The organism is Rhizobium sp. J15 (assembly GCF_002531825.1).
Classification (GTDB): domain Bacteria; phylum Pseudomonadota; class Alphaproteobacteria; order Rhizobiales; family Rhizobiaceae; genus Rhizobium.
In genome coordinates, this window is sequence record NZ_NWSX01000017.1 from 80,303 (window position 1) to 106,643 (window position 26,341).

Here is a 26,341-nt window from a genome sequence, read left to right on the forward strand (position 1 = left end):
GCCCGAAGCGGTCACTCCTCGTCAACCACCCGGAGTTTCAGAAGGCCGGTGCGGCTTTCCACCGATTTGGCCGCAGGCTCGCTGTCGCGGGCAGGCTTGCCGTCGCCGCCGGCCTCGAATTCCAGCGCCTCGATCTTGGCGCCGCGCTTGGTCAGCTTGTCGGCTGAAGTGACCACCATATCTATATCCTTCTGAGTCATGGCGAAATGACCCTGCAGCTTGCGCACCCGCTCGTCGAGGCGGCCGAGATCGTCCATCAGGAGCGCCACCTCGCCCTGGATCAGATGCGCCTGCGCCCGCATGCGCTGGTCCTTGAGCACGGCCTGGATGACCTGGATCGACAGCATCAGCAGTGACGGCGAGACGATGACGATGCGCGAACGATGCGCCTTCTGCACCACCGGCTCGAAGTTCTCGTGGATCTCGGCAAAGATCGATTCGGACGGCACGAAGAGAAAGGCCGTATCCTGGGTTTCCCCCTGGATCAGGTATTTCTCGGAAATGTCCCGGATATGGACGTCCATATCGCGGCGAAACTGCTGGCTTGCGATCTTGCCGGCCTCGGGGCTGCCGGCATCGCGGATCGCATTCCAGGCTTCCAGCGGAAATTTGGCGTCGATCACCAGTGCCGGCGCGTCGTTTGGCATGCGGATCGTGCAGTCCGGCCGCGAACCGTTCGAAAGCGTCGGCTGGAAAGTGTAGGCGCCCATCGGCAGGCCGTCGGCGATGATCGTTTCCATGCGCGACTGGCCGAAGGCGCCGCGCGTCTGCTTGTTGGAAAGAATGGCCTGCAGCCCGACGACATCCTTGGCGAGCGTCTGGATATTGTTCTGCGCGGCATCGATGACCGCCAGCCGCTCCTGCAGCCGCTGCAGGTTCTCATGTGTCGATTTCGTCTGCTCGGTGATCGTCGAACTCATGCGCTGCGACATGCCGTCGAGACGCTGGTTGATCGCCTGGTTGAGCTCGCTCTGTCGCGAGCCGAAGACCTCGGCCATGGCCGTGATTCGGCCCTGCATCTCCGCCTGGATCTTCAGAAGCTCAGCCATGCGCGCCTCGCTCTCGGCGGCGCGAAAGCTCGCCTCTTCCGTTTGCTCGCGGCGAAGGCTGGCGCTGCGCAGAAGAAGGACGATCGCCAGCAGGATCAGCGCAGCGAAAGCCCCGCCGGCAAGCGCCAGCATGGCCGGGCTGATCGAGCCAAGGGAAAGAGTGAGCGATTCGGAATGACTGGTCATGCTGGAACCATAACAGAAGAAGCGGCGATATATAGATCAAAACGTGAACGGAATCGATGGTCCCCAATATCTTCGCAAGCTGTCGGTCTTCTTCGCTCGTGAGAAGAAATCGCGGGCTAATTTAACCATTGCTCAACTATATTCGCCAAAACCTGTGGCGCAGAAATTCCCTCCCGCGCATTCGCGCCAAGTACAGAGATCCCCATGACGTCCCAGCAGACTGACAATGCCCTCAGGCAGCGCCTCGATTTCATCGAACTGGACGACGCCGCGCGCAAGTCGATGCGGGATCTGCGCCCTGTCATCGCCGAATTGATTGGCGGCGCGCTCGACAAATTTTATGCCAAGATCGCCAAGACCTCCGCCGTCGCGAGCTTCTTTTCCGACAAGTCCCATATGGGCCATGCCAAGAAGCGCCAGCAGGATCATTGGGCGAATCTCGCCGGCGGCGCCTTCGACGAGACCTATGTCGCCGGCGTGACCGCCGTCGGCCGCACGCATGCCCGCATCGGGCTGGAACCGCGCTGGTATATCGGCGGCTACGCCATCCTCATGTCCGAACTCGTCAAGGGCATCATGGAGAAGCAATGGCCGTCGATCTTCGCGCGCCAGCAGGGCAAGCTGCTGGCCGAGAAGCTGTCGGCCGTCATCAAGGCCGGCATGCTCGACATGGATTATTCGATCTCCGTCTATCTCGAGGCGCTCGAAGCGAAGCGCCACGCGTTGGAAGAAGAGCGCGCCAAGGCCGAGGCCGACCAGGCAATGGCACTGGAGCAGCTGCGCCGCGGTTTGGAAGCGCTGTCAAATGGGGATCTCGACGCCACGCTGCCGGCCGACCTGCCGGGCAATTTCAAGCAGATGGCCGAGGACTACAACCGTGCCGTCAGCGCCCTTCGCCAGTCCTTCGCATCGGTGCGCGAGACCTCCGGCCATATCATGAGCGGTGCCGACGTCATTTCCAACGCGACCAACGATCTGGCGCTGCGCACCGCCCAGCAGGCGGCAGGCGTCGAGGAGAGTTCGGCCGCCCTGCAGCAGCTTTCCGTCAGCGTCGGCCAGACGGCCGCCAATGCCGAGAAGGCGTCGGACGCCGTGCGCGAAACGCAGCAGAAGGCGAAGAACTCCGGCGAACTCGTCACCAGCGCCGTCTCGGCGATGGCCGGCATCGAGAAATCCTCGACCGAAATTTCCAAGATCATCGGCGTTATCGACGAGATTGCCTTCCAGACCAATCTGCTGGCGCTGAATGCCGGTGTCGAGGCGGCCCGCGCCGGCGATGCCGGCAAGGGCTTCGCCGTCGTCGCCCAAGAAGTCCGCCAGCTTGCCCAGCGCACGGCGGAAGCCGCAAAGGAGATCAAGAACCTGATCTCCCAGAGTTCGACACAGGTCAATGAAGGCGTCGACATCGTCTCCAGCACCGGCGAGGCGCTGAACGACATGATCAGCCGCATCGACATCATCAACCGTTTCGTCGCCGATATCGCCGCTGCCGCGCGCGACCAGGCGACCGGCGTCAACGAAGTCAGCGTGGCGATCCGCAGCATGGGCGAGATCACCCAGCAGAATTCCGGCATGGTCGAGCATACTTCGGCGGAAACCCGCCGTCTCAAGGATGAGGTGGAGAGCCTGATCACGCTGCTGCGGCGCTTCCGCGCCCAGCCCGAGGGCCGTTCGGCCATCGCTGCCCGCCGGGCGGCGTGACGCGAATATGGCAAAATTCGGGGCGGGGAGGCAAAAAAGCGCGCTCCCCCGCCGCCGGATAATTCCATAGTCGGAAAAGATGGGTTATGGGAACGCCATGACCATTAAGCCACTCATCATTCTTCCCGATCCTCTCCTCCGCCAGATATCCAAGCCGATCGAGCGGGTGGATGCCGACCTGCAGCGTCTTGCCGACGACATGCTGGAAACCATGTACGATGCCCCGGGCATCGGCCTTGCCGCCATCCAGATCGGCGTGCCGCGCCGCATGCTCGTCATCGACGTTGCGCGCGAAGGCGAGGAAAAGCAGCCGCAGGTCTTCATCAATCCCGAAATCGTCAAATCCTCCGACGAGCGCTCCGTCTATGAGGAGGGGTGCCTATCGATTCCGGATTACTATGCCGAGGTCGAGCGTCCGGCGATCGTTTCGGTGAAATTTCTCGACCGGGACGGCAAGGAGCAGACAGTGGAAGCCGACGGCCTGCTCGCCACCTGCCTGCAGCACGAGATCGACCACCTGAACGGCGTGCTCTTCATCGACCATATTTCGCGGCTGAAGCGGGAGATGGTGATCAAGAAATTCACCAAGGCGGCGAAATCCAAGGCCCTCTGACGAGCGTTGAAAATGCGTCGGCGAGGCATTATGATATCGCTGATATCATAATGGAGGCGCCGATGGGTGACCTGCTTATTCGAGATGTTCCCGAAGCGATGAAGCGGCAGCTTCAGGAAAGCGCCCAGCGCAACGGCCGCAGCCTTTCGGAGGAAGCGATCGAAATCATCCGCCGCCAGATTGCGGTGGAGCGCTCGGGTGCTTCCGCCGGGCAGCGCCTGCGCTCTCTGATGGGCGAGGAAAGGTTGAGCGAAGACGAAGTCGAAGCCATCGCCGCAGCCCGCCACGAACGCGACCGCGAGCCGCCGCGTTTCGACAGATGATCGTGCTCGATACGAATGTGATTTCCGAATTGCAGGGACGGACGCACAGTGAGCGGATCTTGAACTGGCTGGACGCCTACGACGTCGAGACGCTTTTCCTGACCACGATCTCGGTCGGGGAAATGCGCTACGGGCTTGAACTCCTTGATGACGGAAGGCGAAAGACGGCGCTGATCTCCGACTTCAACCGGATCGAGTCCGAATTTTCCGGCCGTTTGCTAGGGTTTTCCCTGAGCGCAGCGAATCGCTACGGCCTTCTGGCTGCGGCGCGCAGAAAGGCGGGACGGCCGATGGAAACGAAGGACGCCATGATCGCCGCCATCTGCCTTTCGAACGGCGCAACGCTCGCCACCCGCAACACCAGAGATTTCGAGGGGCTTGATCTCAAGCTCGTAAACCCGTTTGAAGACGGCTGATCCTCAATTGGCGAGATAGAATGTCCCTTCGCATCATCTTCATGGGAACCCCGGAGTTCTCGGTCCCAACCCTGCGCCTGCTTGTCGATGCCGGGCATAAGATCGTTGCGGTCTATACGCAGCCGCCGCGGCCGGGCGGCCGGCGCGGGCTCGATCTGCAGAAATCGCCAGTGCACCAGGCGGCCGAGCTGCTCGGTCTTCCTGTCTTCACGCCGGTCAATTTCAAAGATCCGGAAGAGCGCGAGAGGTTTGCCGCCTTCAATGCCGATGTCGCCGTCGTCGTTGCCTACGGATTGCTGCTGCCGGAGGCGATTTTGAACGGCACGCGGAACGGATGCTACAACGGCCATGCCTCGCTGCTGCCGCGCTGGCGGGGTGCCGCTCCGATCCAGCGGGCGATCATGGCGGGCGACGAAAAGACCGGCATGATGGTGATGAAGATGGACAAGGGCCTCGATACCGGCGCCGTCGCGCTGACCCGCGAAGTCGAGATCGGCCCGAACATGACGGCGGGCGAGCTGCACGACCGGCTGATGCAGGTCGGCGCCAAGGCGATGGCGGAAGCCATGGTGAAGCTGGAGATGAACGACCTGCCGCTGACGCCGCAGCCGGCAGAGGGCGTGCTTTACGCCGCCAAGATCGACAAGGCCGAGACCCGCATCGATTTTGCCAGAGATGCCAAGGACGTGCACAATCATATCCGTGGCCTCGCGCCGTTCCCCGGCGCATGGTTCGAACTTGAAGTCGGCGGCAAGCCGGAACGGGTGAAGGTGCTGGGCTCGGAGCTGGGAGAGGGTGAAGGTGCTGCCGGAGAGCTGCTGACGGATGATCTCCTGATTGCCTGCGCCTCTGGCGCGGTGCGGCTGACCCGGCTGCAAAAGGCAGGCGGCAAGCCGCTCGCCGCGGCCGATTTCCTCAGGGGCACGCCGCTGGCGGCGGGCATGAGGCTCTCCTGATGCCGCGCTACCGCATGACCGTCGAATATGACGGCGGCCCCTATGTCGGCTGGCAGCGGCAGGAGAATGGTCCTTCGGTGCAGGGCGCGATCGAAGCCGCCGTGCTGTCGCTCACCGGCGAAACCGTCTCGATCCGCGGCGCCGGCCGCACCGATTCCGGCGTCCACGCCATGGGTCAGGTGATCCATGCCGATCTTTCGAAAGAATGGTCGCCCTACAAGCTGCAGAATGCCCTGAATGCGCATCTGCGGCTCGCCGGCGAGCGTGTCTCCATTCTCGACGTCGAGGTGGTTCCGGACTTTTTCGATGCCCGCTTCTCGGCGCTGAGACGCCACTATCTCTACCGCATCGTCAGCCGCCGCGCGCCGCTGGCGCTGGAGGCCGGCAAGGCCTGGTGGGTACCGAAGGCGCTCGATCACGAGGTCATGCATGCCGCCGCCCGGAGGCTGGTCGGCAGGCACGATTTTTCCACCTTCCGTTCCGCCCATTGCCAGGCGAACAGCCCGGTGCGCACGCTCGACCGGCTGGATGTGACGCGGAATGGCGAGCTGATCGAGATCCGCGCCACCGCTCAGAGCTTCCTCCACAACCAGATCCGGTCCTTCGCCGGCACGCTGAAGCTTGCCGGCGAAGGCAAATGGACGCCAGACGACGTGCAGGCAGCGCTCGAGGCGCGGGATCGCAAGGCCTGCGGCCCGGTCGCGCCGCCGGAAGGGCTCTATTTCATGCGGGTGGACTATCCCGAGGTGATCACCGACCGGCGAAGGCCGGTCGACGAAACCGACGACGATCTGTCTTAAAGCTCCGCCGCTCCAGTCAGATCGGATAGATGCCGAGGAAGCGCTGGAGATATTCCGAAAGGATCATCGGCGGCACGAGCAGCACCAGCGTCAGCGCGCCGACCATCAGCGCGTGGCCATAGCAGATCATCCGCAGAATACGCGCCAGCACGAAGACCTGCGCCAGCATGCAGGCAAGCAGCAGCAGCGAGACGAAGCCGACGGTTCCGGGCAGGAAGAAGACCAGCGCCAGCAGCAGCCCGTTGATGTAGGAAAGCGGCACGCCGAGCCAGTTGACGCTGACGACGAGCGGCGCGAAGCGCTCGCCCATGCGGAATGCAAGCAGCAACAGCCCGGCAAAGACCAGCGGCACGAACCAGTTGGCGACCTCGACGAGGCTGAGCCTGATATAGAAGGCGAAGTCGACATCGGCTTCCGGCGGCATCGCCCGCAGGAAGGCCTGTCGCCACCAGAGCCAGGAAATGCCCATCGGCGGCAGGCACCAGGCCATCGCCCAGAACGAACGGTTGACGCCGCGCTCCGACATGTCGAGGAAGCGGAAGCCGCGCGGATCCAGCCGGATCAGCAGCCAGAGGCCCGCCAGATAATATTGGACTTCTCTAAGACCCGGCATTGGCGAACCAGCGGGCGATGAAGGTCTCGTAGATCGCCGTCAGCATCTCCAGATCGGAAACGGCGACGCGCTCGTCGACCATGTGCATCGTCTGGCCGACGAGGCCGAATTCGACGACCGGGCAGTAATCCTTGATGAAGCGCGCATCCGACGTGCCGCCGGTGGTCGAAAGCGCCGGCGACCGGCCGGCGACACTTTCGACGGCTGATGACAGCGAGGCGATCAGGGCGTTGTTGCGCGTGAGGAAGACATGGCTCGGCCGGTCGGCCCAGACGATGTCGTATTTCACCGGCTCCCGGCCCGGTCGCAAGACGCCGTCGCGGGCGGCGGCGTCGAGGCGCCGCAGGATTTCGGCCCTCAGCGTCTCGGCTGTCCAGCTATCGTTGAAGCGGATGTTGAAGCTTGCCGATGCCTTGGCCGGAATGACGTTGGTCGCGGGATTGCCGACGTCGATGGTGGTCACTTCGAGGTTCGACGGCTGGAAGTTGTCGGTGCCGCCGTCGAAGGGCGGGTCCATCAGCGCCTCGGTCAGCTGCAGAATGCCGCGCACCGGATTGTCGGCAAGATGCGGATAGGCCGCATGGCCCTGCACGCCATGAACCGTGATCTTGCCCGACAGCGAGCCGCGCCGGCCGATCTTGATCATGTCGCCGAGCCTGTCCGGATTGGTCGGCTCGCCGACGAGGCAGGCATCCCAGCGTTCGCCGCGATCGGCCGCCCAGTGCAGCAGCTTGATCGTGCCGTTGATCGCCGGGCCTTCCTCGTCGCCGGTGATGAGGAAGGAGACCGAGCCCTTCGGCGGACCGTTCTTCTCGATATGGCGAGCGACGGCGGCGACGAAGCAGGCGATGCCGCCCTTCATGTCGACGGCGCCGCGGCCGAAAAGCTCGCCCTTGGCAATCTCGGCGGCGAAGGGCGGATGCGTCCAGGCGGCCTCGTCGCCGACGGGAACGACATCGGTATGGCCGGCAAACATCAGGTGCGGCCCGTCGCTGCCGAGCCGGGCATAGAGGTTCTCGATATCGGGCGTGCCCTCTTCGCTCGCCTTCACCCTGTCGATCTTGAAGCCAAGCGGCGCAAGCATCGCCTCCAGCGCCGTCAGCGCGCCGCCTTCGGCGGGCGTCACGGACGGGCAGCGAATCAGGGTCTGGAGATTGGCGACGGGATCGGTAGCGGTCATGGCGGTCGAACTATCCGGCGGGAATGGCAAAGACATGGCAAGGCGGGACCGCCTCGCGCAAAAAGACGCCCGCCTGTTTACCGGATCAATTTCCCGATGTCATCAATCGCGAAGCAGCTCGTTGATGCCGGTCTTCGAGCGGGTCTTTTCATCGACGCGCTTGACGATCACGGCGCAATAGAGATGCGGCGCCGGCTGGCCGTTCGCCATCGTCGCATTGCCCGACGGCATCGAGCCGGCGACGACGACGGAATAGGGCGGCACTTCGCCATACATCACCTCGCCGGTGGCGCGGTCGACGATCTTGGTCGACTTGCCGATATAGACGCCCATGCCGAGCACCGAGCCTTCGCGGATGATGCAGCCCTCGACCACTTCGGAGCGGGCGCCGATGAAGCAATTGTCCTCGATGATCGTCGGGCCGGCCTGCATCGGTTCCAGCACGCCGCCGATGCCGACGCCGCCGGAGAGATGCACATGCTTGCCGATCTGCGCGCAGGAGCCGACCGTCGCCCAGGTATCGACCATCGTGCCTTCGCCGACATAGGCACCGAGATTGACGAAGGACGGCATCAGGACCGCGTTCGGCGCGATATAGGCCGAGCGGCGCACGACGCAGTTCGGCACGGCGCGGAAGCCCGCGGCGCGGAACTGGTTCTCGCCCCAGTTTTCGAACTTCGAGGGAACCTTGTCCCACCAGGTGGAATTGCCAGAACCGCCCTTGACCACTTCCATGTCGTTGAGGCGGAAGGACAGGAGCACTGCCTTCTTCAGCCACTGATTGACCGTCCAGGCGCCGTCGGCGCCGCGCGTCGCCACGCGCGCCTTGCCTTCGTCGAGCAGATTGAGCGCTGCTTCGACCGCGTCGCGGACCTCGCCCTTCGTCGACGTGTTCACATTGTCGCGATTGTCGAAGGCGGCTTCGATGGTCTTTTCGAGGGATGCGAGGTCGGTGGCGCTCATGGGAATTCCTTAAACTTCGATCTTTATCGTGGAGACGGCGCAGTCTCCGGAATTGCGGTTGGCGGGATTGTGTCCTGCTCTACAGCATGCGCCCGTAGAATGGAATGATTTTTCGGGCAGGATCAATCTGGATTCAAGGCGTTATCGCGACATATCCGGCACTAAGGCCGGCAGGACTGAAAGGCATTTCGATATGGCGAAGGGACGAAACGGCGGTTCTAGGCGCAAGGATGGCGTATGGGACCCGCTGAAGAGCAGCTCGACCGACAGGCAGCGCGCCGAGGCCGTGCCGAAGACGCCGCAGACGATGTCGCCTGCCTATCGCCTTGCCTATGTCGATGAGGATTTCCTCTGCCGCGAGGAACTGCGGCCTATCCGCCTGCAGCTGGAGCTCCTGAAGACGGAGATGATGCTGACCGAACGCGGCATCCGCTCGACCGTCGTCATGTTCGGCGGCGCCCGCATTCCCGCTCCCGGCCAGAGCGCCTGGGCGGCGCGCAATGATGTCCAGCGCGCCAATCTGGAGGCGGCGTCCGTCTATTATGACGAGGCGCGCAAATTCGCCCGGCTCTGCTCGAAATATTCGGCGACCTTCGATTTCCATGAATATGTGATCGTCACCGGCGGCGGTCCCGGCGTGATGGAGGCAGGCAATCGCGGCGCGACCGACGAGGGCGCGCCTTCCATCGGTCTCAACATCGTGCTGCCGCACGAACAGGCGCCGAACGCCTATGTGACGCCCGAACTCAGCTTCAACTTCCACTATTTCGCCATCCGCAAGATGCATTTCATGGTGCGCGCCAAGGCGATCGCGGTCTTTCCCGGCGGCTTCGGGACGCTTGACGAATTCTTCGAATGCCTGACGCTGATCCAGACCGGGCGCATGGAGCGCCTGCCGCTGATCTTGTTTGGCGAGGCGTTCTGGAAGAGCATCATCAATTTCGACGCATTGGCCGAATTCGGCACGATCGCGCCCGATGATGTCAAGCTGATCAGCTTCGTCGAGACGGCCGAAGCCGCGTGGAAGATCGTGCAGGATTTCTACGAACGCCGCGAATAGGGGCTCAGCGCCGCATTCCGATTGAAGAGGCACGAGAATCTCTTTCCCCGGCGGAGCGGGGAAAGAGTGGAGCCGATGGTTCGTTCCGCCCTACAGGAATGGCCGGTCCGGCATGTCGTCGATCGAAATGACGCCGTCCTTGTTGCGGTCCATCCGGACGAACAGCTTGTCGATGGCGGCTTCGGCTTCCTGCTTGGAAATCTGGCCGTTCTCGTCGGTGTCGACCCGGTGCATCATGATCGAGGCGTTCATGATGTTGCCGCCATGACGCATCCAGCGATGGCCGTCACGACCTTCGTGACCCTCGCGCGGCGGTCGGCGCTGATCGCCGTTCTCCGCCGTCTTGGGGGCGGCATTCGCGTCGCTGTTTTCGTCGGCATTCTGTTTGCGCTTGTCGCGCATCGCCTGCATCTGCGTCTGCCGGTATTGCCGGATTTCGCCGGGTGTCAGCGACCCGTCATTGTTGGTGTCGATCGCGGCGAAAATCTTGTCGATACCTTCGGTCGCCTCTTCCTTGGTGACCTGTCCGTCCTTGTTCACATCGAACTGCTTGAGCATGCGCACATAGGTGATTTCGCGGAAGGCGCCGAAGTCCGGACGGCCTTTGCCGGCATGCTGACGCGGCCCATCGCCGGGCGCGGCAAAGCTTGCTCCGGCTGCTGCGCCGAAAACGAGGACGGAGGAAAGCGCTGCCAGTATCAGCTTGTTGCGGTACATCGTATTTCCCTTTCGTAAGGTGTCCCCTCACGAAAGAAGCTATGGCAACGAGGCGGGAAGACCCAGTTAAACATCGGTAAGCTGGGTGAAACTTTCGTAACGTGATGCCCGTCAGCGGCCGGATCCGGTCACCTTGCCGAGGAAGGCGGCGAGGTCGTCGGTGACGAAATCGATGTGATCTTCCTCGCCGCTGGTTTTTTCCCACCATTCGACGACCGTTTCTTCCAGATTGCGCGGCACGAGCAGTACGGTCTGCATGCCGAGCGCTTTCGGCACCGTCAGATTGCGCGGCAGATCCTCGAACATCGCCGCCTTGCTCGTTTCGACGCGTTTCAGCGCCGTAAACTTGTCGTAGGTCGCCTGCGCCGGTTTCGGCACGTAGTCGGCGGCGACGATATCGAAGATGTCGTCGAAATGCTCGAGGATGCCGAGCGCGCCTGCCGTCATCTCGGCATGCTTGACGCTGCCGTTGGTAAAGATGAACTTGCGCCCCGGCAGCGCCTTGATCGCCTCGCCGAGTTCCGGCTGCGGCGTCAGCGCCGAATAGTCGATCGCATGCGCCTTTTCGAGGAAATCATTCGGGTCGATGCCGTGATGGATCATCAGTCCCTGCAGGGTCGTGCCGTGGTCGAGATAATACTGCTTCTGCAGCTTTCGCGCTTCGTCCCGCTCCATCTGCAAGAGCGCTGCGACATAGGCCGTCATGTTCTTGTCGATCTGCGCGAAGAGATTGACATGATGGGGATAGAGCGTGTTGTCGAGGTCGAACACCCAGTCGGTGACGTGTTCGAAATCGGCTTTTTCAGGCGTGCGGTCGATCTTTGTCATGGGCGTCCTTATGGCACAGGCGCGACCGCAGGGAAATCGACAAGAAAAAATAGACGCCCGATTTTCGGCGGACGCGGCAGGCGCGGGGTGCTAGAAAGTCGGCATGCTCTTCGAACGCCCCGACGACGATACGCTCTATGACGCCCTGATCGCGCGCCGCGCCGATTACGAGGGCCAGGCCTATGTCTGCGTCAAGACGACAGGCATCTTCTGCCGTCTGACCTGCCCGGCGCGCAAGCCGAAGCGGGAAAACACCATCTTCTTCGATACGATCGCCGCCTGCATGCATTCCGGCTTTCGCCCGTGCCGGCGCTGCAGGCCGCTCGAGCAGCCGGGCAGGGAGCCTGTTGTCGACGATCTGCTGGCGCGGCTGGACAGCGAGCCCGAGGTTCGCTGGACCGAGCACGAACTCGTGCGCCGGGGGCTTGATCCCTCGACGGTGCGCCGGGCCTTCAAGCGGGCGCTCGGGATGACCTTTCACGACATTGTCCGCTACCGCCGTCTCGGAGAGGCGGCCAGGCAGCTAGCCGACGGCGCGCGGGTGATCGATGCGCAAATCGAGGCCGGATACGAATCCCCGAGCGGCTTCCGCACGGCGTTTCAGCGGCTCGTCGGCAAAGCGCCGGCGCTCTCGCAGAACCGCGAACTGCTCTTTGCCGATTGGTTCGACACGCCGCTCGGACCGATGATTGCGGTCGCCGACCAGACATATCTGCATCTTCTCGAGTTTCACGATCGCAAGGCACTGCCGACCGAACTCGAGGCGCTGCAGAAGCGCGTCCGTTCTTCGGTCGCGATCGGCCGGACGCCTGTCATCGATCAGATCGAAGCGGAGATTCGCGATTATTTCGAAGGCAGGCTTACCGTCTTCAAAACGCCGCTGGCGCTTGGCGGCACGCCGTTCGAAAAGCATGTCTGGGCAAGGCTCGTGGATATCCCGGTCGGTCAGACGCGCGCCTATGGCGATCTCGCAAGGGAGATGGAGCGGCCGGAGGTCGTGCGTGCCGTCGGCCGTGCCAACGGCGCCAATCAACTCGCCATCATCGTGCCCTGCTATCGCATTCTCGGCGCGGATGGTTCGCTGACCGGCTATGGCGGAGGGCTCTGGCGCAAGCAGTGGCTGCTGCGGCATGAAGAGAAGATCAGAACACGGGCAAAGATGGAGGAGACGGCATGAACCAGACTGACAAAGCCAAGGCATTCCATGCGTTGCATCAGAAGGGCGATCCGATCGTCCTGTATAACATCTGGGACGCGGGCACGGCGAAGGCCGTTGCCGATGCTGGGGCCAAGGCGCTTGCAACGGGAAGCTGGTCGGTCGCGGCAGCGCAAGGTTATGCCGACGGCGAAAAGCTGCCGATGCCGGCGCTGGTCGAGACGGTGAAATCCATCACCAATGTCATCGACCTGCCGCTTTCGGTCGACTTCGAAGGCGCCTATTCCTCGGAGCCCGCAGGTGCCGCCGCCAATGCCGCCAAGCTGGTGGAGGTTGGCGCTATCGGCATCAATTTCGAGGATCGGGTCGTCGGCGGCAGCGGCTGCTATCCGGCCGAACGCCAGGCGGCCCGCATCCGCGCCATTCGCGAGATGACGGATGGGAAAGGTATTCCCTTCTTCATCAATGCCCGCACGGACCTCTTCCTCGCCGAGAGCGATCTTTCCAAGCATGCAAGCTTGGTGGACGAGGCGATCGAGCGGGGCAGGGCCTATGCGGCGGCTGGCGGTAGCGGCTTCTTCGTTCCGGGCCTGATCGATGCCGCATTGATCGAAAGGATCTGCGCGGCATCGTCGCTGCCGGTCAATATCATGATGAGGGCCGGCGCGCCCGACGTGAAAGTGCTGGCAAAGCTCGGCGTCGGCCGCATCAGCTACGGTCCGGGGCCTTATCGCTCGATGATGGAAAAGCTGAAGCAGGAAGCGGCGGCGATCTATAGCCAGCTTTGAGGCCGATATCTGGAACGCGGCACAAAGGCATGCGCCCTTCGCATTGGTGAAGGGCGCAGCCTCGATCAGGGAACGATCAGCGTGCCGATGCCGTGCTCGGTGAAGATCTCGAGCAGGACGGAATGGGCCGTCTTGCCGTTCAGGATGACGACGCCCTGGACGCCGGCCTTGATCGCGTCAATGCAGGTTTCGACCTTCGGGATCATGCCGCCGGAGATCGTGCCGTCGGCAATCAGCGCATGCGCTTCGGCGACGGAGAGCTCCTTGATCAGCTGGCCGTTCTTGTCGAGTACCCCCGGCACATCCGTCAGGAACAGCAGGCGGGTGGCGTTCAGCGCACCGGCGATAGCGCCGGCGAAGGTATCGGCGTTGATATTATAGGTCGCGCCGTCGCGGCCCGGCGCCACGGGCGCGATGACGGGGATCATCTCGGAACGGGCGAGCAGATCGAGCAGCGTGCGGTCGACCTCGACCACTTCGCCGACGAAGCCGAGATCGAGAACGCGCTCGATGTTCGAATCCGGATCCTTGACGGTCTTGCGCGCCTTCTCGGCGAAGACCATGTTGCCGTCCTTGCCGCAAAGGCCGATCGCCCATTCGCCGGTCTGGTTGATGAGCGCGACGATCTCCTTGTTGATCGAGCCGGCGAGCACCATCTCGACGATCTCGACGGTCTTCTGGTCGGTGACGCGAAGCCCGCCTTCGAATTTCGATTCGATGCCCATCTTGTTCAGCATGGCGCCGATCTGCGGGCCGCCGCCGTGAACGACGATCGGGTTGACGCCCGATTGCTTCAGGAGCGCGATGTCGCTGGCAAAGGCCTTGCCGAGCTCCGGATTGCCCATGGCGTGGCCGCCATACTTCACGACGATCGTCTTGTTCTCGTAGCGCTGCATGAAGGGCAGCGCCTGGGCGAGAAGACGTGCCTGGATTTCGCTTTCGGACTCGTTCATGGGAACCCCGCAGAATTGATCGCGGCCTTTTATCGCAAGTTTCTGACAGAGGGAATAATCCAGCACGCAATAGTTTTTCGTATGTGGCGCGAGGCTGGCGGACTTTGCCGTCCGATGGCGGCGCAGCCACGATATGAGGAACGGCATGCAAGGCGATGAGATCAAAGACCTGATCGGCCGCGTCGCGCTCGGCGACCGCAGGGCCTTTGTTGCCCTCTATAACCAGACCGGACCGAAACTTTTTGCGATCTGCCTGCGTATCTTGAAGCATCGCACCGAGGCCGAAGAAGCCCTGCAGGAAGTCTATATCAGCATCTGGCAGCGCGCCGGGAGCTTCTCGGCCGCTTCCGGTTCGCCCTCGGTCTGGCTGGCGGCGATCGCCCGCAATCGTGCGATCGACCTGCTGCGGGCGCGCAAGCCGATCGCCGACGAACTGGACAGCGCCTACGATCTTGCCGATTCCGCCCCCGACCCGGAAATGCAGACAGTGACGAAGGATGAAGGAAGGCGGATTGACACCTGCATGGAAGAGTTGGAAGCTGATCGAGCGGTCGCCGTGAAACGGGCTTATGTCGAAGGGCTGAGCTATCAGGAACTGGCCGATCAGTTTGGTGTGCCGCTGAACACGATGCGGACCTGGCTCAGACGCAGCCTCTTGAAACTGAGAGAGTGCATGGAACGATGACATCGCCCGACAAAAGCAAGGGAAACCGCTCCCGTGACGAGGTCCTCGCCGGCGAATATGTGCTTGGCGTCCTGTCGCTTCAGGATCGCCGGGTGGTGGAAGAGCGCATGCGTCACGATCGGATCTTCGCCGCGATCGTCAGCCGCTGGGAAACCAACCTCTCCGCCTTCAACGACGAATATGAGGGCGCCGCCCCGAGCCGCGAGACCTTCAAGCAGATCGAGGCGCGGCTTTTCGGCGACGGCGAAAAGCCCCCGTCCTTTTCGCAAGGGCTCTGGAATTCCGCCGTCTTCTGGCGTTCGCTGGCCTTTGCCTGCATCGTCGTTGCCGTCAGCGCCGTCATCTTCGCCTCGGGTGTCGTGCCGCAGCCGCAGGGGCCGACGCCGCTGGTGGCCGAGCTTGCGGGCCAAAACAACGCCATCAATCTTCGCGCCTCCTACGAGATCCAGAGCGGCAAGCTGAAGATCGTGCCGGTCGCCGCCGGCAAGCCGGAGGAGAAATCGCTGGAACTCTGGCTCGTGCCGGGCAGCGGCATGCCGAAATCCCTTGGTATCTTCAAGCCGGGCGAAGGCGGAGAGCTCGTCATTCCGGCCGATCTGCGGGCTCAGATCGCCGCTGGCGCCAATCTCGCCGTCAGCCTCGAACCTTTCGGCGGCTCTCCGACGGGACAGGCGACCGGTCCTGTCGTCGCAAGCGGCACCGTGCGCCGGCCATAATCAGGCGCCGGCCGTAAAATCACTTTTTCCTGTCTGAAACTCTTCGGCGCGGCTCTCCGTAGTTCGAAATGTCCGGACGACGCTCAGGCATCAAGCCGGCGGACGAGTTCCGGCCCGAGGAGAAAATCATGACCAAGTCTGCATTGCGCGCTGTTGCGCTCGCCACCGCCATGTCGGCCGCAGCCTTCGCTGCCCACGCGAAAAATCCAGAGGTCGGCGGCGCCGCGATGTTCGAGAACAAGAACATCGTCGAGAACGCCATGAATTCCAAGGATCACACGACGCTGGTCGCAGCCGTCAAGGCGGCCGGCCTCGTCGGCACGCTCGAGGGAAAGGGTCCCTTCACCGTCTTCGCACCGACCAACGAGGCCTTCGCCGCCCTGCCGGACGGCACCGTCGAGGCGCTGCTGAAGCCGGAAAACAAGGCAAAGCTGACCAAGGTGCTGACCTGCCACGTGGTCGCGGCCGACGCGATGGCCAAGGCGGTCGCCAAGATGATCAAGGACGACGGCGGCGAACACGACATCAAGACCGTCGGCGGCTGCGTGCTGAAGGCCAGGGAAAGCATGGGCAAGATCACGCTGACCGATGAAAACGGCGATGTCGCCCATGTGACGATTGCCGACGTCAAGCAGTCGAACGGCGTCATCCATGTCGTCGATAAGGTGCTGCTGCCGAAGACCTAAAGCCCGCCCTTGTTGGCAGAGGCAGGGTCTTCCCCTGGCGCGGATGGCCGCCCCTCACGCTAACCCTCTCCCCGTTAAAACGGGGCGAGGGGACGTGCCCTGCGAGGAGTTAAAGGGGAACGGAAAGGTCGCGGCATGTTCCTTCGCCCCGCGGGCGGGGAGAAGGTGGCGGCAGCCGGATGAGGGGCAGGTGGCGATCTCTACTTCCAGTTTGCGATGCCGACCGTTTCGGCGATCGCCTGGCGCAGATCGTCCAGCCCGTCACCCTTTTCCGAAGACGTGGACAGCACGGCGGGATAGGCGGCGGGGCGCTTGCGGATCTTTTCCGCCGTTTCGGCGATGAGTTTCGGCACGGCCGGCGCCTTGATCTTGTCGGTCTTGGTGAGGACCACCTGGTAGGAAACGGCGGCCTTGTCGAGCAGGGTCAGCACGTCTTCATCGTTCTTCTTGATGCCGTGGCGGCTGTCGATCAGCACATAGACGCGTTTCAGCGTCGCGCGGCCGCGCAGATAATCGAAGACCAGCTTGGTCCATTTGTCGACCTGTTCCTTCGGCGCCTGCGCGTAGCCATAGCCCGGCATGTCGACGATCGCCATCGGCGGCAGGTCGTCGCCCTCGCCGGAATAACCGTCCGGAACGAAATAATTGAGCTCCTGCGTGCGCCCCGGCGTGTTCGACGTGCGCGCAAGACCCTTCTGCCCGACCAGCGCATTGATCAGCGACGATTTGCCGACATTCGAGCGGCCGGCAAACGCCACTTCCAGCGGCCCTTCCGGCGGAAGGAAGTTGAGCGACGGTACGCCGCGGATGAAGATCCAGGGATGGCCGAAGAGCGGCTTTTCGGTGTCGGGCATGCGGGCTCAGCAACCTCCGGGTTGGGTCTCTTGTCGGGCTTCGTGGTTTTGCAGGCAGATGTCAAGCTTCAGAGGCCGTCCGCAAGCATACCTTGCCTCTCTCGCGACGGCTGGAAACGAAAAGCCCCGCCGAAGCGGGGCTTGACGAGCGTTATTTCGATGACGCCGCTTTTCGTCGGAAGATGCCCTTCAGATTGTCGAAGAGTTCGATCTTGACGCCGTGACGCTTCATGATCAGCGATTGCTGCAGCACCGAGAGCGTGTTGTTCCAGGCCCAGTAGATGACGAGGCCGGCCGGGAAGCTTGCCAGCATGAAGGTGAACACCAGCGGCATCCAGTTGAAGATCATCGCCTGCGTCGGATCGGGCGGGGTCGGGTTCATGCGCATCTGCACGAACATGGTGACACCCATGATCAGCGGCCAGACACCGAGATGCAACAGTGTCGGCGCTTCGAAGGGCAGGAGGCCGAACAGATTGACGATCGTCGTCGGATCGGGCGCCGAAAGGTCCTGGATCCAGCCGAAGAACGGCGCATGCCGCATCTCGATGGTGATGTAGATCACCTTGTAGAGCGAGAAGAAGATCGGGATCTGCAGCGCCACCGGCCAGCAGCCGGCGATCGGGTTGATCTTTTCTTCCTTGTAGAGCTGCATCATCGCCTGCTGCAGCCCCATGCGGTCGTCGCCGAATTTGGCCTTCAGCTCTTCCATCTTCGGCTGCACGCGCTTCATGTTCGCCATCGAGGCGTATTGCTTGCTGGCGAGCGGGAAGAACAACAGCTTGACGACGATGGTCGTGCACAGGATCGCCACGCCGAAATTGCCGAAGAAGCGGAAGAAGAAGTCCATCATCGTGAACATCGGCTTGGTGATGAAATAGAACCATCCCCAGTCGATCAGCCGGTCGAATTTCGGGATCGAATAGGAAGCTTCATAGCCGTCGATGACGGGCACTTCCTTGGCGCCGGCGAAGACGAGGTTCTTGAGCTCGATCGACTGGCCCGGCGCAACGGTGAAGGCGTCGTCCTTGTAGTCGGCCTGGTAGCGCGGCTGGCCGTCGGCGAAATGCGAGAAGCGCGCTTCATAGGCCGACGTCTGCGGCGGAACGATCGTCGCCGCCCAGTATTTGTCGGTGATGCCGAGCCAGCCGCCGGTGGACTTGGCTGGCTGCACCGGTTCCTTTTCGACGGCGCTGTATTTGGTTTCGATCAGGCCGTCGTCGCCGATGACGCCGATGAAGCCTTCATGCAGAACGTAGACCGAGGGCGTCGTCGGTTTGTTGTAGCGCGTGACGCGGCCGTAGGAGGAAAGCGAGGCGGGCGCCTGGCCGGCATTCTCGATCTTGTCGGTGACGCTGAACATATAGCGGTCGTCGACTTTGATCGTCCGGGTAAAGGTCAGGCCCTTGTCATTGGTGTAGGAGAGTGTCACCGGCGTCTTTTCGGTGAGCTTGGCGCCCTCGGGAACCGTCCAGAGGGTCGTGGGACCCGGAACGGCGCCGGTCGCGTCGCTGCCGATATAGCCGAGTTCGGTGAAATAGCCGTCCTTGGTTTCCGCCGGGCTGAACAGCGTGATGATCGGGCTCGAGTCGTCGACGGTCTCGTGATAGCCCTTGAGCTTCAGGTCGTCGAGGCGGGCGCCGGCAAGGTTGATCGAGCCGGAAAGCGCGGGCGTATCGATGGCAACGCGCGGGGTTTTCGCGAGCGCCTGCTCGAGCGTCGCCGTCGCGGCCGCCTGGCCGGAAGGTGCCGAACCGCTCGTCTGGGCCGGCGCCTGGCCGCCTGCCGCGGGCTGCTGCACCTGCTCGGTCTGCTGCTGCGCCTTCTGGGCTTCCTGCGCCTTGCGCTGGGCCTCGATGCGCGGATTCATGTAGAGAAACTGCCAGCCGAGGACGATCAGCACCGAGAGAGCGATCGCAATGAAGTAATTGCGGTTGTTTTCCATCATACGTTCCTGGGGCGTCCGTCTCCGGAGCGCCTGTGTTTCGGCCTGGTTTCCACGCGGGATTTCAGTTCCGCAGTCAATTCTTTGAAGGACGCCTCAAGCACGTCCCTGCGCGCGACAACCACATAGTCGTGTCCGGGCTGCATTGCAAACCCCGCATGAAGCCGCACCGCCTCTTTCAGGCGCCGCCGCATGCGGTTCCGTTCGACCGCGTTGCCGTGTTTTTTGGTGACTGTAAAACCGACGCGCGCTTGGCTGTCGGGTTCCCTCCGGTCGAGGACTTCGAGGAGGAAGAGGCCGCCGCGGCGTTTTTCGCCTTCGCGCACGGCAAGAAACTGCGGGCGGCTTTTCAGCCGCCCGACAGTGTGTTTCCGTTCTTTGGTCGTCAATTCGCCCGCCATCTCTTCTCGGGCAACCCGGCCTTAGGCCGAGAGACGCTTGCGGCCCTGCGCGCGGCGGGCAGCGATGACCTTGCGGCCACCCTTGGTGGACATGCGCGCACGGAAGCCGTGGCGACGCTTGCGGACAAGCTTGGATGGTTGGTAGGTACGCTTCATTTATTTAAACACCGCGGAGTGCGGCCCTTCTTGAATTTGCATTATGCAAGGAGCGTTGTTTTTCGAACGGGCGGGCCATGAAAGGCCTGAATGACCGGACGTGCGGCGGCTTATACGGATGAAGGCCGGGAAAGTCAATTATACCGGACGAATTCCAATCGGCACTTGGCTCGACTGTGATTTTTCGCACTGTGGTGTTAAGAAATGACGATTGCGCTAAGCGGTTGCAGTATTGTTGCATCCTCAAGTTTATTTCCCGCCGATACGCCATTTTATAGCGAAAGCACGTCTCGGCGACCGCTCAAACCCATAGAATTTCATTGGCGCAATCGTAAACATTGAACACAACTTTAATTAATTTCGCCGATGTTGAGCCCATCGGCTGGAGATTTGCCTTCCAGGGCCGTGTCGTAGCTAGGGAGCATTGCATTGAAGATCCGCGGCAAAATTAACCTGCTGGTTTCTGTGATGGGCGCGGTCGCGCTTCTGATCGGCGCAACGGCACTGTCCGCCATGCGCGAATATAACCGCAATCTCACAGCCTATGAGCATGCTGCCGCTCGCGCCTATGCCGGTGAACGCCTCAACCGTTTCGTCACGGCCGTGGTCATGGAATCGCGCGGCATTTACGCCGCCAAGGATATCAAGGATACGCCGAACTTCGCCAAGGGGCTGATGGCCGGCCTCGACGAGATCGACAAGGTCATTGCCGGCTGGGCGCCGCTCGTCCCCGAGGGCGAGAAGGAGACTTTTGCCAAGCTCGTCGCCAGATCGGCGGAATTCCGCACGTTCCGTACGGAAACGGCCCGCCTCGGCACGGAAGTCGGCCCCGAGGCCGCCAGCCAGCAGGGCAACAATGAGGCCAACCGCGCCAACCGCAAGGCCTTCCAGGCCGAAATCGACGCGGTCGTCGCCATCGACAAGGCCGCGCTCCAGGCCGTCAACGACGAGATCGAGAGCTTCCGCACCTGGATCCTGATGCTCGTCCTCAGCATCACCGGCATCGGCATCGCCGTCGGCATCGGCATGGGTTTCTATATCGGCACCAGCCATCTGAGCCGCCCGATCAAGCGCGTCACCCATGCGATCAAGGAGGTCGCCGACGGCAATTTCGACGCCGAGGTCCCCTTTGCCGGCCGCAAGGACGAAATCGGCGAAATGGCCGCAGCGGTCGCTGTCTTCAAGGAGAACGGCCTCGCCATCAAGCGCCTGAACGCGCAGGAACTGGCCATGCGCGCCAAGAGCGACGACCTCCAGTCGAGCATGTCGGTCGTCGTCGCTGCGGCTGCGGCGGGCGATTTCAGCCACCGCATCACCAAGGATTACGAGGACGACAACCTCAACCAGTTCGCCGGCAACATCAACACGCTGCTGTCGAGCGTCGATACCGGCATCGGCGAGACCCGCCGTGTCATCGCAAGCCTTGCCGAAGGCGACCTCACCCAGACGATGAACGGCAGCTTCCAGGGCGCCTTCGCCGAGCTGCAGCAGAACGTCAACAATACTTTCGCGACGCTGCAGGCGACGATGCGCGAAGTGCGCGAGACGACGGAAGCGATGAATGGCAACACCGCCGAGCTGCGCAATGCGAGCGACGACCTGTCGAAGCGCACCGAGCAGCAGGCAGCCGCCCTCGAGCAAACCTCTGCCGCGCTCGACGAGATCACTGCCGTCGTCCAAAACTCCACCGAGCGGGCGCATGAGGCCACCATCATGGTGTCGGAAGCCAAGGAGAATGCCGGCCGCTCCGGCGTCGTCGTGCGCAATGCCGTCGAGGCCATGGGTCGCATCGAGCAGGCATCGCGCGAAATCAGCCAGATCATCAACGTCATCGACGAGATCGCTTTCCAGACCAACCTGCTGGCCTTGAACGCCGGCGTCGAGGCGGCGCGCGCCGGCGAGGCCGGCAAGGGCTTTGCGGTGGTGGCGCAGGAAGTGCGCGAACTGGCGCAGCGTTCGGCGACGGCCGCCAAGGACATCAAGGCGCTGATCACCAAGTCGGGCGATGAGGTGCAGGTCGGCGTCAAGCTGGTCCAGGCGACGGGCGAGGCTCTCTCCGAGATCGGCACCCGCGTCATCGCCATCAACGATCATATCCATTCGATCGCCACCGCCGCGGTCGAGCAGTCGACCGGCCTCAAGGAGGTCAATACCGCCGTCAACCAGATGGATCAGGTCACGCAGCAGAACGCCGCGATGGTGGAAGAGACATCCGCCGCCACCCACAGGCTCTCGGCCGAGGCCAATGGGCTGGTGCATCTCATTGCGCGCTTCAAGCTGTCGAATGCGGCGGCACCGGTTGCGCTTGCCCGGACCGAGGCGCACAAGCCCGTCGCCTCGCCGGCCCGCCGGGCGGTTGCCAAGGTCGCCCGCGCCTTCGGCGGCGGTGCGGCGGCCGCCGAACAGAGCTGGGAAGAATTCTGATCCTTCCCGATGATGTGCCTTCGAACGCCGCCTCCGGGCGGCGTTTTTGTGACGACTTGACGCTGCTCGCAAAGATTTGAAAGCGGAGCCTATTGGTCTAATATAAAGCTCCAGAGCATGATGCCGAAAAATGTAAGCGGTTTTCGGACGGCATCATGCTCTAACAGATAAGCGAGAACAGGATTGGTTTCAGGCCGACCAGGTCGGAAACCAATCCTGTTCTTGCGGTGAGGGCGGCCGCGCCGCCGATCGGGCGAGAGAATATGCCGGTGCAAGACCAAGGCAACAATCCTTCGGCGGAAATCCCGGCGGGCAGCGAGGCCACCAAGGGCCGCTGCCCGTCTGCCGGTCTGTTCGGCGGGCTGTCCGGCAAGCTGCTCTGGCTCACCGTCTTCTTCATCATGCTCGCCGAAATCCTGATCTTCTTTCCCTCGGTGGCCAGCATGCGCCTGCGCTGGCTGCAGGACCGGCTGAACACGGCCGCCGCCGCCGCCATCGTCATCGATGGGCTGCAGCCGATCGAGCTGCCGCGCGCCCTGCAGAAGGAGACGCTGGAAGCGACGGGCACGAAGGCGATCGTGCTGCGCAAGGACGGCACCTCGCGGCTGCTGGCGACGACCGACATGCCAACCTCCGTCGACGAGGCCTACGACCTCACCGACGTGCCGCCGCTGACGGCGATACGCGACGCGCTCGATACCTTGGTCTTCGGCGGCAACAGGATGATCCGTGTCTATGGCCCCGTCGGCGAAACCAGCACCGGCGTCGAGGTGGTGATGAAGGACAAACTGCTGCGCCGGGCAATGTTCGCCTATTCTCGGAACGTTCTCCTGCTCTCGGTGCTGATCTCGCTCTTCACGGCGACGCTGATTTTCTTTGCGATCAACCGCATCCTCATCGGTCCCATCCGCCGGCTGACCGGCAGCATGCAGCAATTCTCCTCGGATCCGGAAAATCCGGCCCATATCTATATCGGCGACGGCGGCCGCGACGAGCTGGCGGTTGCCGGCCGCAACCTCACCTCAATGCAGATGGAGCTGCAGAAGACGCTGAAGCAGCAGAGGAACCTCGCCGCTCTCGGCCTTGCCGTTTCCAAGATCAATCACGACATGCGCAATATCCTGGCATCGGCGCAGCTGATGTCGGACCGGCTGGTCGATGTCGACGATCCGATGGTCAAGAGCTTCGCGCCGAAGCTTCTGCGCACCATCGACCGCGCCGTCGGCTACACGACCGAGGTCCTGTCTTACGGCAAGGCGAGCGAATCGGCGCCGCGCCGCCGCCATGTCCGCCTTCTGGAGCTGACCCAGGACGTCAAGGACATGCTGGCGATCGATCCGCAGAGCGGCATCGAATTCACAGAGCAGATCGGCGTCGATCTCGAGGTCGATGCCGATGGCGAGCAACTGTTCCGCGTCATCCACAATCTCTGCCGCAACGCGCTGCAGGCGCTGACCTCGCCGGGCGAGGGCGGGCCGGGCTCGGTCCGGCGCATCACCGTCGCCGCCCAGCGCGTCGGCAGCGTCGTCAGCATCACGGTGGACGATACCGGTCCCGGCATGCCGCTGAAGGCGCGCCAGAACCTCTTTGCCGCCTTCCGCGGCTCCGCCCGCTCGGGCGGCACCGGCCTCGGCCTCACCATCGCCCGCGAACTGGTGCTCGCCCATGGCGGCACGATCGCGCTTGTGGAAAAACCGACGGTCGGCACGCAGTTCCGCATCGAGATCCCCGATCGCCCGGTTTCCCTGGAGGATTACCGCAGCCGGGCGCACTTCGAAAAGTGACATGATTTCTGAAGGCGCAGCCGCCGGCAGACAAACACGCGATTTTTTTCGAAATGCTCTTGCATTGTCCGAAAGGACCCTTTAGAGGATCGCCCACGCAAGCGGCTCCGCCGCATTTTGCACGCACCCGTAGCTCAGCTGGATAGAGCACCAGACTACGAATCTGGGGGTCAGGAGTTCGAATCTCTTCGGGTGCGCCATTCTTTTCCTAATGCATTGAACCTAAAAAACATCTAGGGTTTCAGAACCTTAGCGAGAGCCGCCTAGTACACAACGGTATCGCACAAAGGTGGGACACTCGATGGCAGGGCTCAGCTATATGCAGAGACGGACTTCAGGCATCTACGAGTTTCGCAAGCGGCTCCCTCAGGAGCTTGCCGGAAAGCCAGCGCCCAAGAACGCTCCTGCCGCGCTCTCAGAACTCATCAATCCCGACACAGGACGCTTCAAGCGGGAGCTTACGGTTTCCCTGAAGACGACGAACTTTGCCGATGCCAAGCGCAAGGACATGCGGGAGGCTCTCAGGGTCATAGACCTCTTCGCCTTGGCTTCCCGGTATCAGAGAGGTGAGGTTGGTGAGGAGGTGGTCTCACTTCTGCGCCTACCTTCAGTCGAGGAGATCGAGGCCGATACCATCGCCGCCTTGCTCAAGGAGGATGAGGTCGAGAGGGAGCAGGGCGACCCACGGCGCTATATGCAAACCCCAGAGGAGCGGGCACAGTGGCCGGACCTCCTAGACCCCGGCTTTGGTCGGCTGGGGATGGCAGAGGGTCACCTCGAAGCTAAGCAAGAATGGACAGAGACCCTCTCGAAGGAATACCGCTCAGCCTACGCCAGCCGCAACCCCGATATCGTGAGGGCAGAGCTTCATGCCTACCTTAAGGCTGGCAACCATCCCATAGACCCCTCATCTCCCTACTACCGAGAGGCAGGCCTTGCGGTCCTAAGGGGCCACGTCAAAGCCTATGACCTTATGCTGAAAAGGCAGGAGGGTGAGGATATCCCGACCCCCAGCCCTAGCCCAGCCAAGGGGCCGACGCTCTCGGATGCCTTCAAGGCATGGCGTGAAGGGACCCCGGCGAGGGGCGGCAAGAAGGCATCTCCCAGCACAGTCAGGGAGGCGGAAAGGGCAGTCAGGTACTTTACGGAGTGGCACGGGGACTTGCGCCTAGGGGACATCACCAAGGAGAAGGCGAGAGACTTCCGCACTAACGGGCTCGCCAAGATACCTACGAGGCTGACCGGGAAGCAGCGCTCAATGTCGCTTAGGGCCCTTGTTAAGGCCGGTGATGGCGGGCAGGAGCTTATTCATGCGGCAAGCGTCAACAAGTATCTAAACCTCTTGGCGGCCATCGTGAGCGCCTGTGAGCGTGAGGGCTTGGTGGATAGCCTTCCCGCCTTCAGCAACCCCTTCACTAAGCTCGGCCTCACCATCGACAAACGCAATGACACCAATCGCCGGGAGCCGTTCTCTGAGGCGGACCTGAAGGCTCTCTTCGAGAGCGTGGTCTATGCGCGGGGCGAGAGGCCATTGGGTGGTGGCGGTGAGGCTGCCTATTGGTTGCCGCTCATCGCCCTCTTTTCCGGGGCGCGGCTCAATGAAATCGCTCAGTTGCGCATTAGGGACCTGAGACAGGACTCGGAGACCGGCTTGTGGTTCATCGACATCGGGACAGAGGGTGATCGGTCGATTAAGACGGCAAGTTCTCGGAGGCAGGTCCCGCTGCACCCTGAGCTTATCAAGCTTGGTCTTCTCCGCTATCGCCAGCAACGCCTTGAGAAGGACCGCAAGGACAACGCCAGCCTATGGCCGGACATCAAGTCAGCCGACGAGGCCTATCGCTCAACGGCATGGTCTAAATGGTTCAATCGTTATCTGCGGGTCTCTGTGGGTATTAAAGACCCATCAATCGTATTTCACTCCCTGCGGCATACCTTCAAGCGGATGGCCCGCGATGCCGGTCTCTCGGAGGAGCTTCATGATGCCCTGACGGGGCATGCGGGAGGCGGGGGGGTGGGCCGAAGCTATGGCTCCGGGTTTGGCTTGAGGGCCCTCGGGGAGGCAATGGCGAGGATAGGGGTCCCATCACCTGTCAAGACCCTGCCCGAGTGGGAGCCGCAAAGGTAGGGCATGGTGGTGGGTAGACTTCGAGACGGGAGAGAGGGGCCGAACCCCTTCATACCTCTCCCCCGCCTCTTGGCCTCAGGGTCTAACTAGCTATTCTGCAGCGACCCTCAGGTGGCCCTGCTGGCCATGCTTCAGGTCATAGAGACGGAAGGCGTCTGTGAGCATGGCCTCGTAGTCCGCCCTGGTGAGGGTGGCTTCGTGCCCCCACTCAATGGCGTGCTTATTGTGTTTAAGCGTGGAATGTTGACCCCTCTGGCGGG

At 62.5% G+C, this 26,341-nt stretch carries 26 protein-coding genes and 1 tRNA gene; 16 read left to right on the forward strand and 11 right to left on the reverse strand.

Annotated features, from left to right (window positions below; translation table 11 throughout):
- Window positions 1–11: 11 nt before the first annotated feature.
- Window positions 12–1,235, reverse strand: coding sequence for a DNA recombination protein RmuC (locus tag CO670_RS16900; RefSeq protein ID WP_097591296.1), 1,224 nt, complete (start codon window positions 1,233–1,235; stop codon window positions 12–14).
- A gap of 204 nt (window positions 1,236–1,439) precedes the next feature.
- On the opposite strand from CO670_RS16900, the gene CO670_RS16905 reads away from it, so the two are divergent.
- The 6 genes from CO670_RS16905 (at window position 1,440) to truA (ending at window position 6,044) form a co-directional block, all read left to right on the forward strand.
- Window positions 1,440–2,936 carry a globin-coupled sensor protein gene (locus CO670_RS16905; RefSeq protein WP_097591297.1) on the forward strand — a complete coding sequence of 499 codons (1,497 nt, stop codon included), beginning with the start codon at window positions 1,440–1,442 and terminating at the stop codon, window positions 2,934–2,936.
- A 97-nt stretch (window positions 2,937–3,033) separates the two neighbouring features.
- Window positions 3,034–3,549 (forward strand): peptide deformylase, encoded by a 516-nt coding sequence (gene def, locus CO670_RS16910; RefSeq protein WP_097591298.1) that lies wholly within the window; start codon window positions 3,034–3,036, stop codon window positions 3,547–3,549.
- Between the two features lie 62 nt (window positions 3,550–3,611).
- Window positions 3,612–3,872: a plasmid stabilization protein gene (locus CO670_RS16915; protein WP_097591299.1), complete on the forward strand. Its 261-nt coding sequence runs from the start codon at window positions 3,612–3,614 to the stop codon at window positions 3,870–3,872.
- Window positions 3,869–4,288 carry a type II toxin-antitoxin system VapC family toxin gene (locus CO670_RS16920; protein ID WP_097591300.1) on the forward strand — a complete coding sequence of 140 codons (420 nt, stop codon included), beginning with the start codon at window positions 3,869–3,871 and terminating at the stop codon, window positions 4,286–4,288. The genes CO670_RS16915 and CO670_RS16920 overlap by 4 nt, the downstream gene beginning before the upstream one ends.
- A gap of 20 nt (window positions 4,289–4,308) precedes the next feature.
- Complete coding sequence (gene fmt, locus CO670_RS16925) at window positions 4,309–5,244, forward strand: methionyl-tRNA formyltransferase (protein WP_097591301.1); 936 nt, start codon at window positions 4,309–4,311, stop codon at window positions 5,242–5,244.
- Window positions 5,244–6,044, forward strand: a complete 801-nt coding sequence (gene truA / locus CO670_RS16930; protein WP_097591302.1) for a tRNA pseudouridine(38-40) synthase TruA — start codon at window positions 5,244–5,246, stop codon at window positions 6,042–6,044. The genes fmt and truA overlap by 1 nt, the downstream gene beginning before the upstream one ends.
- 16 nt (window positions 6,045–6,060) lie before the next feature.
- On the opposite strand, the gene CO670_RS16935 is transcribed toward truA, so the two are convergent.
- From CO670_RS16935 to dapD, 3 genes are all read right to left on the reverse strand, one after another.
- Complete coding sequence (locus tag CO670_RS16935) at window positions 6,061–6,657, reverse strand: hypothetical protein (RefSeq protein WP_097591303.1); 597 nt, start codon at window positions 6,655–6,657, stop codon at window positions 6,061–6,063.
- The gene (gene dapE / locus CO670_RS16940) at window positions 6,644–7,837 is read right to left on the reverse strand and encodes a succinyl-diaminopimelate desuccinylase (protein WP_097591304.1); all 1,194 of its coding nucleotides are present in this window, start codon (window positions 7,835–7,837) and stop codon (window positions 6,644–6,646) included. Before dapE ends, CO670_RS16935 begins: the two co-directional genes overlap by 14 nt.
- A 102-nt stretch (window positions 7,838–7,939) precedes the next feature.
- Window positions 7,940–8,800 carry a 2,3,4,5-tetrahydropyridine-2,6-dicarboxylate N-succinyltransferase gene (gene dapD / locus CO670_RS16945; RefSeq protein WP_088687338.1) on the reverse strand — a complete coding sequence of 287 codons (861 nt, stop codon included), beginning with the start codon at window positions 8,798–8,800 and terminating at the stop codon, window positions 7,940–7,942.
- A 193-nt stretch (window positions 8,801–8,993) separates the two neighbouring features.
- Here dapD and CO670_RS16950 point away from each other — a divergent pair, with 193 nt between their 5' ends.
- Complete coding sequence (locus CO670_RS16950; protein ID WP_088676662.1) at window positions 8,994–9,860, forward strand: LOG family protein; 867 nt, start codon at window positions 8,994–8,996, stop codon at window positions 9,858–9,860.
- Between the two features lie 90 nt (window positions 9,861–9,950).
- Here CO670_RS16950 and CO670_RS16955 read toward each other — a convergent pair whose 3' ends face one another.
- Together CO670_RS16955 and CO670_RS16960 are read right to left on the reverse strand one after the other, a co-directional pair.
- A complete protein-coding gene (locus tag CO670_RS16955; RefSeq protein WP_097591305.1) occupies window positions 9,951–10,577 on the reverse strand; it encodes an EF-hand domain-containing protein in 627 nt (208 codons plus the stop codon).
- A 111-nt stretch (window positions 10,578–10,688) separates the two neighbouring features.
- On the reverse strand, window positions 10,689–11,405 hold the full coding sequence (locus CO670_RS16960) for a pyrimidine 5'-nucleotidase (protein ID WP_097591306.1): 717 nt from the start codon (window positions 11,403–11,405) through the stop codon (window positions 10,689–10,691).
- A gap of 103 nt (window positions 11,406–11,508) precedes the next feature.
- On the opposite strand from CO670_RS16960, the gene CO670_RS16965 reads away from it, so the two are divergent.
- Window positions 11,509–12,582: a trifunctional transcriptional activator/DNA repair protein Ada/methylated-DNA--[protein]-cysteine S-methyltransferase gene (locus CO670_RS16965; RefSeq protein WP_097591307.1), complete on the forward strand. Its 1,074-nt coding sequence runs from the start codon at window positions 11,509–11,511 to the stop codon at window positions 12,580–12,582.
- Window positions 12,579–13,349: an isocitrate lyase/phosphoenolpyruvate mutase family protein gene (locus CO670_RS16970; RefSeq protein WP_097591308.1), complete on the forward strand. Its 771-nt coding sequence runs from the start codon at window positions 12,579–12,581 to the stop codon at window positions 13,347–13,349. The genes CO670_RS16965 and CO670_RS16970 overlap by 4 nt, the downstream gene beginning before the upstream one ends.
- Window positions 13,350–13,414: 65 nt before the next feature.
- Here CO670_RS16970 and argB read toward each other — a convergent pair whose 3' ends face one another.
- Window positions 13,415–14,302 (reverse strand): acetylglutamate kinase, encoded by an 888-nt coding sequence (argB, locus tag CO670_RS16975; protein ID WP_088676966.1) that lies wholly within the window; start codon window positions 14,300–14,302, stop codon window positions 13,415–13,417.
- A gap of 145 nt (window positions 14,303–14,447) precedes the next feature.
- Here argB and CO670_RS16980 point away from each other — a divergent pair, with 145 nt between their 5' ends.
- The 3 genes from CO670_RS16980 (at window position 14,448) to CO670_RS16990 (ending at window position 16,389) form a co-directional block, all read left to right on the forward strand.
- A complete protein-coding gene (locus CO670_RS16980) occupies window positions 14,448–14,987 on the forward strand; it encodes a sigma-70 family RNA polymerase sigma factor (RefSeq protein ID WP_097591309.1) in 540 nt (179 codons plus the stop codon).
- The gene (locus CO670_RS16985) at window positions 14,984–15,703 is read left to right on the forward strand and encodes an anti-sigma factor (RefSeq protein WP_097591310.1); all 720 of its coding nucleotides are present in this window, start codon (window positions 14,984–14,986) and stop codon (window positions 15,701–15,703) included. Before CO670_RS16980 ends, CO670_RS16985 begins: the two co-directional genes overlap by 4 nt.
- A 128-nt stretch (window positions 15,704–15,831) precedes the next feature.
- Window positions 15,832–16,389: a fasciclin domain-containing protein gene (locus CO670_RS16990; RefSeq protein ID WP_097591319.1), complete on the forward strand. Its 558-nt coding sequence runs from the start codon at window positions 15,832–15,834 to the stop codon at window positions 16,387–16,389.
- A 200-nt stretch (window positions 16,390–16,589) separates the two neighbouring features.
- Here the strand turns inward: CO670_RS16990 and yihA are convergent, their stop codons facing one another.
- From yihA to rpmH, 4 genes are all read right to left on the reverse strand, one after another.
- The gene (yihA, locus tag CO670_RS16995; RefSeq protein WP_097591311.1) at window positions 16,590–17,243 is read right to left on the reverse strand and encodes a ribosome biogenesis GTP-binding protein YihA/YsxC; all 654 of its coding nucleotides are present in this window, start codon (window positions 17,241–17,243) and stop codon (window positions 16,590–16,592) included.
- Window positions 17,244–17,394: 151 nt separating this feature from the next.
- Window positions 17,395–19,188 (reverse strand): membrane protein insertase YidC, encoded by a 1,794-nt coding sequence (gene yidC / locus CO670_RS17000; protein ID WP_097591312.1) that lies wholly within the window; start codon window positions 19,186–19,188, stop codon window positions 17,395–17,397.
- Window positions 19,188–19,589 carry a ribonuclease P protein component gene (gene rnpA, locus CO670_RS17005; protein ID WP_097591313.1) on the reverse strand — a complete coding sequence of 134 codons (402 nt, stop codon included), beginning with the start codon at window positions 19,587–19,589 and terminating at the stop codon, window positions 19,188–19,190. Before rnpA ends, yidC begins: the two co-directional genes overlap by 1 nt.
- A gap of 21 nt (window positions 19,590–19,610) precedes the next feature.
- Window positions 19,611–19,745 (reverse strand): 50S ribosomal protein L34, encoded by a 135-nt coding sequence (gene rpmH / locus CO670_RS17010; RefSeq protein ID WP_008524438.1) that lies wholly within the window; start codon window positions 19,743–19,745, stop codon window positions 19,611–19,613.
- 429 nt (window positions 19,746–20,174) lie between these two features.
- Between rpmH and CO670_RS17015 the strand changes: the two genes are divergently transcribed.
- The 4 genes from CO670_RS17015 (at window position 20,175) to CO670_RS17030 (ending at window position 26,081) form a co-directional block, all read left to right on the forward strand.
- The gene (locus CO670_RS17015; protein WP_097591314.1) at window positions 20,175–22,169 is read left to right on the forward strand and encodes a methyl-accepting chemotaxis protein; all 1,995 of its coding nucleotides are present in this window, start codon (window positions 20,175–20,177) and stop codon (window positions 22,167–22,169) included.
- A 263-nt stretch (window positions 22,170–22,432) separates the two neighbouring features.
- Window positions 22,433–23,953 (forward strand): HAMP domain-containing sensor histidine kinase, encoded by a 1,521-nt coding sequence (locus tag CO670_RS17020; RefSeq protein ID WP_097591315.1) that lies wholly within the window; start codon window positions 22,433–22,435, stop codon window positions 23,951–23,953.
- Window positions 23,954–24,076: 123 nt separating this feature from the next.
- Window positions 24,077–24,153 (forward strand) — tRNA-Arg (locus tag CO670_RS17025).
- A 101-nt stretch (window positions 24,154–24,254) separates the two neighbouring features.
- Window positions 24,255–26,081 carry a site-specific integrase gene (locus tag CO670_RS17030; RefSeq protein WP_245425848.1) on the forward strand — a complete coding sequence of 609 codons (1,827 nt, stop codon included), beginning with the start codon at window positions 24,255–24,257 and terminating at the stop codon, window positions 26,079–26,081.
- Window positions 26,082–26,341: the final 260 nt, after the last annotated feature.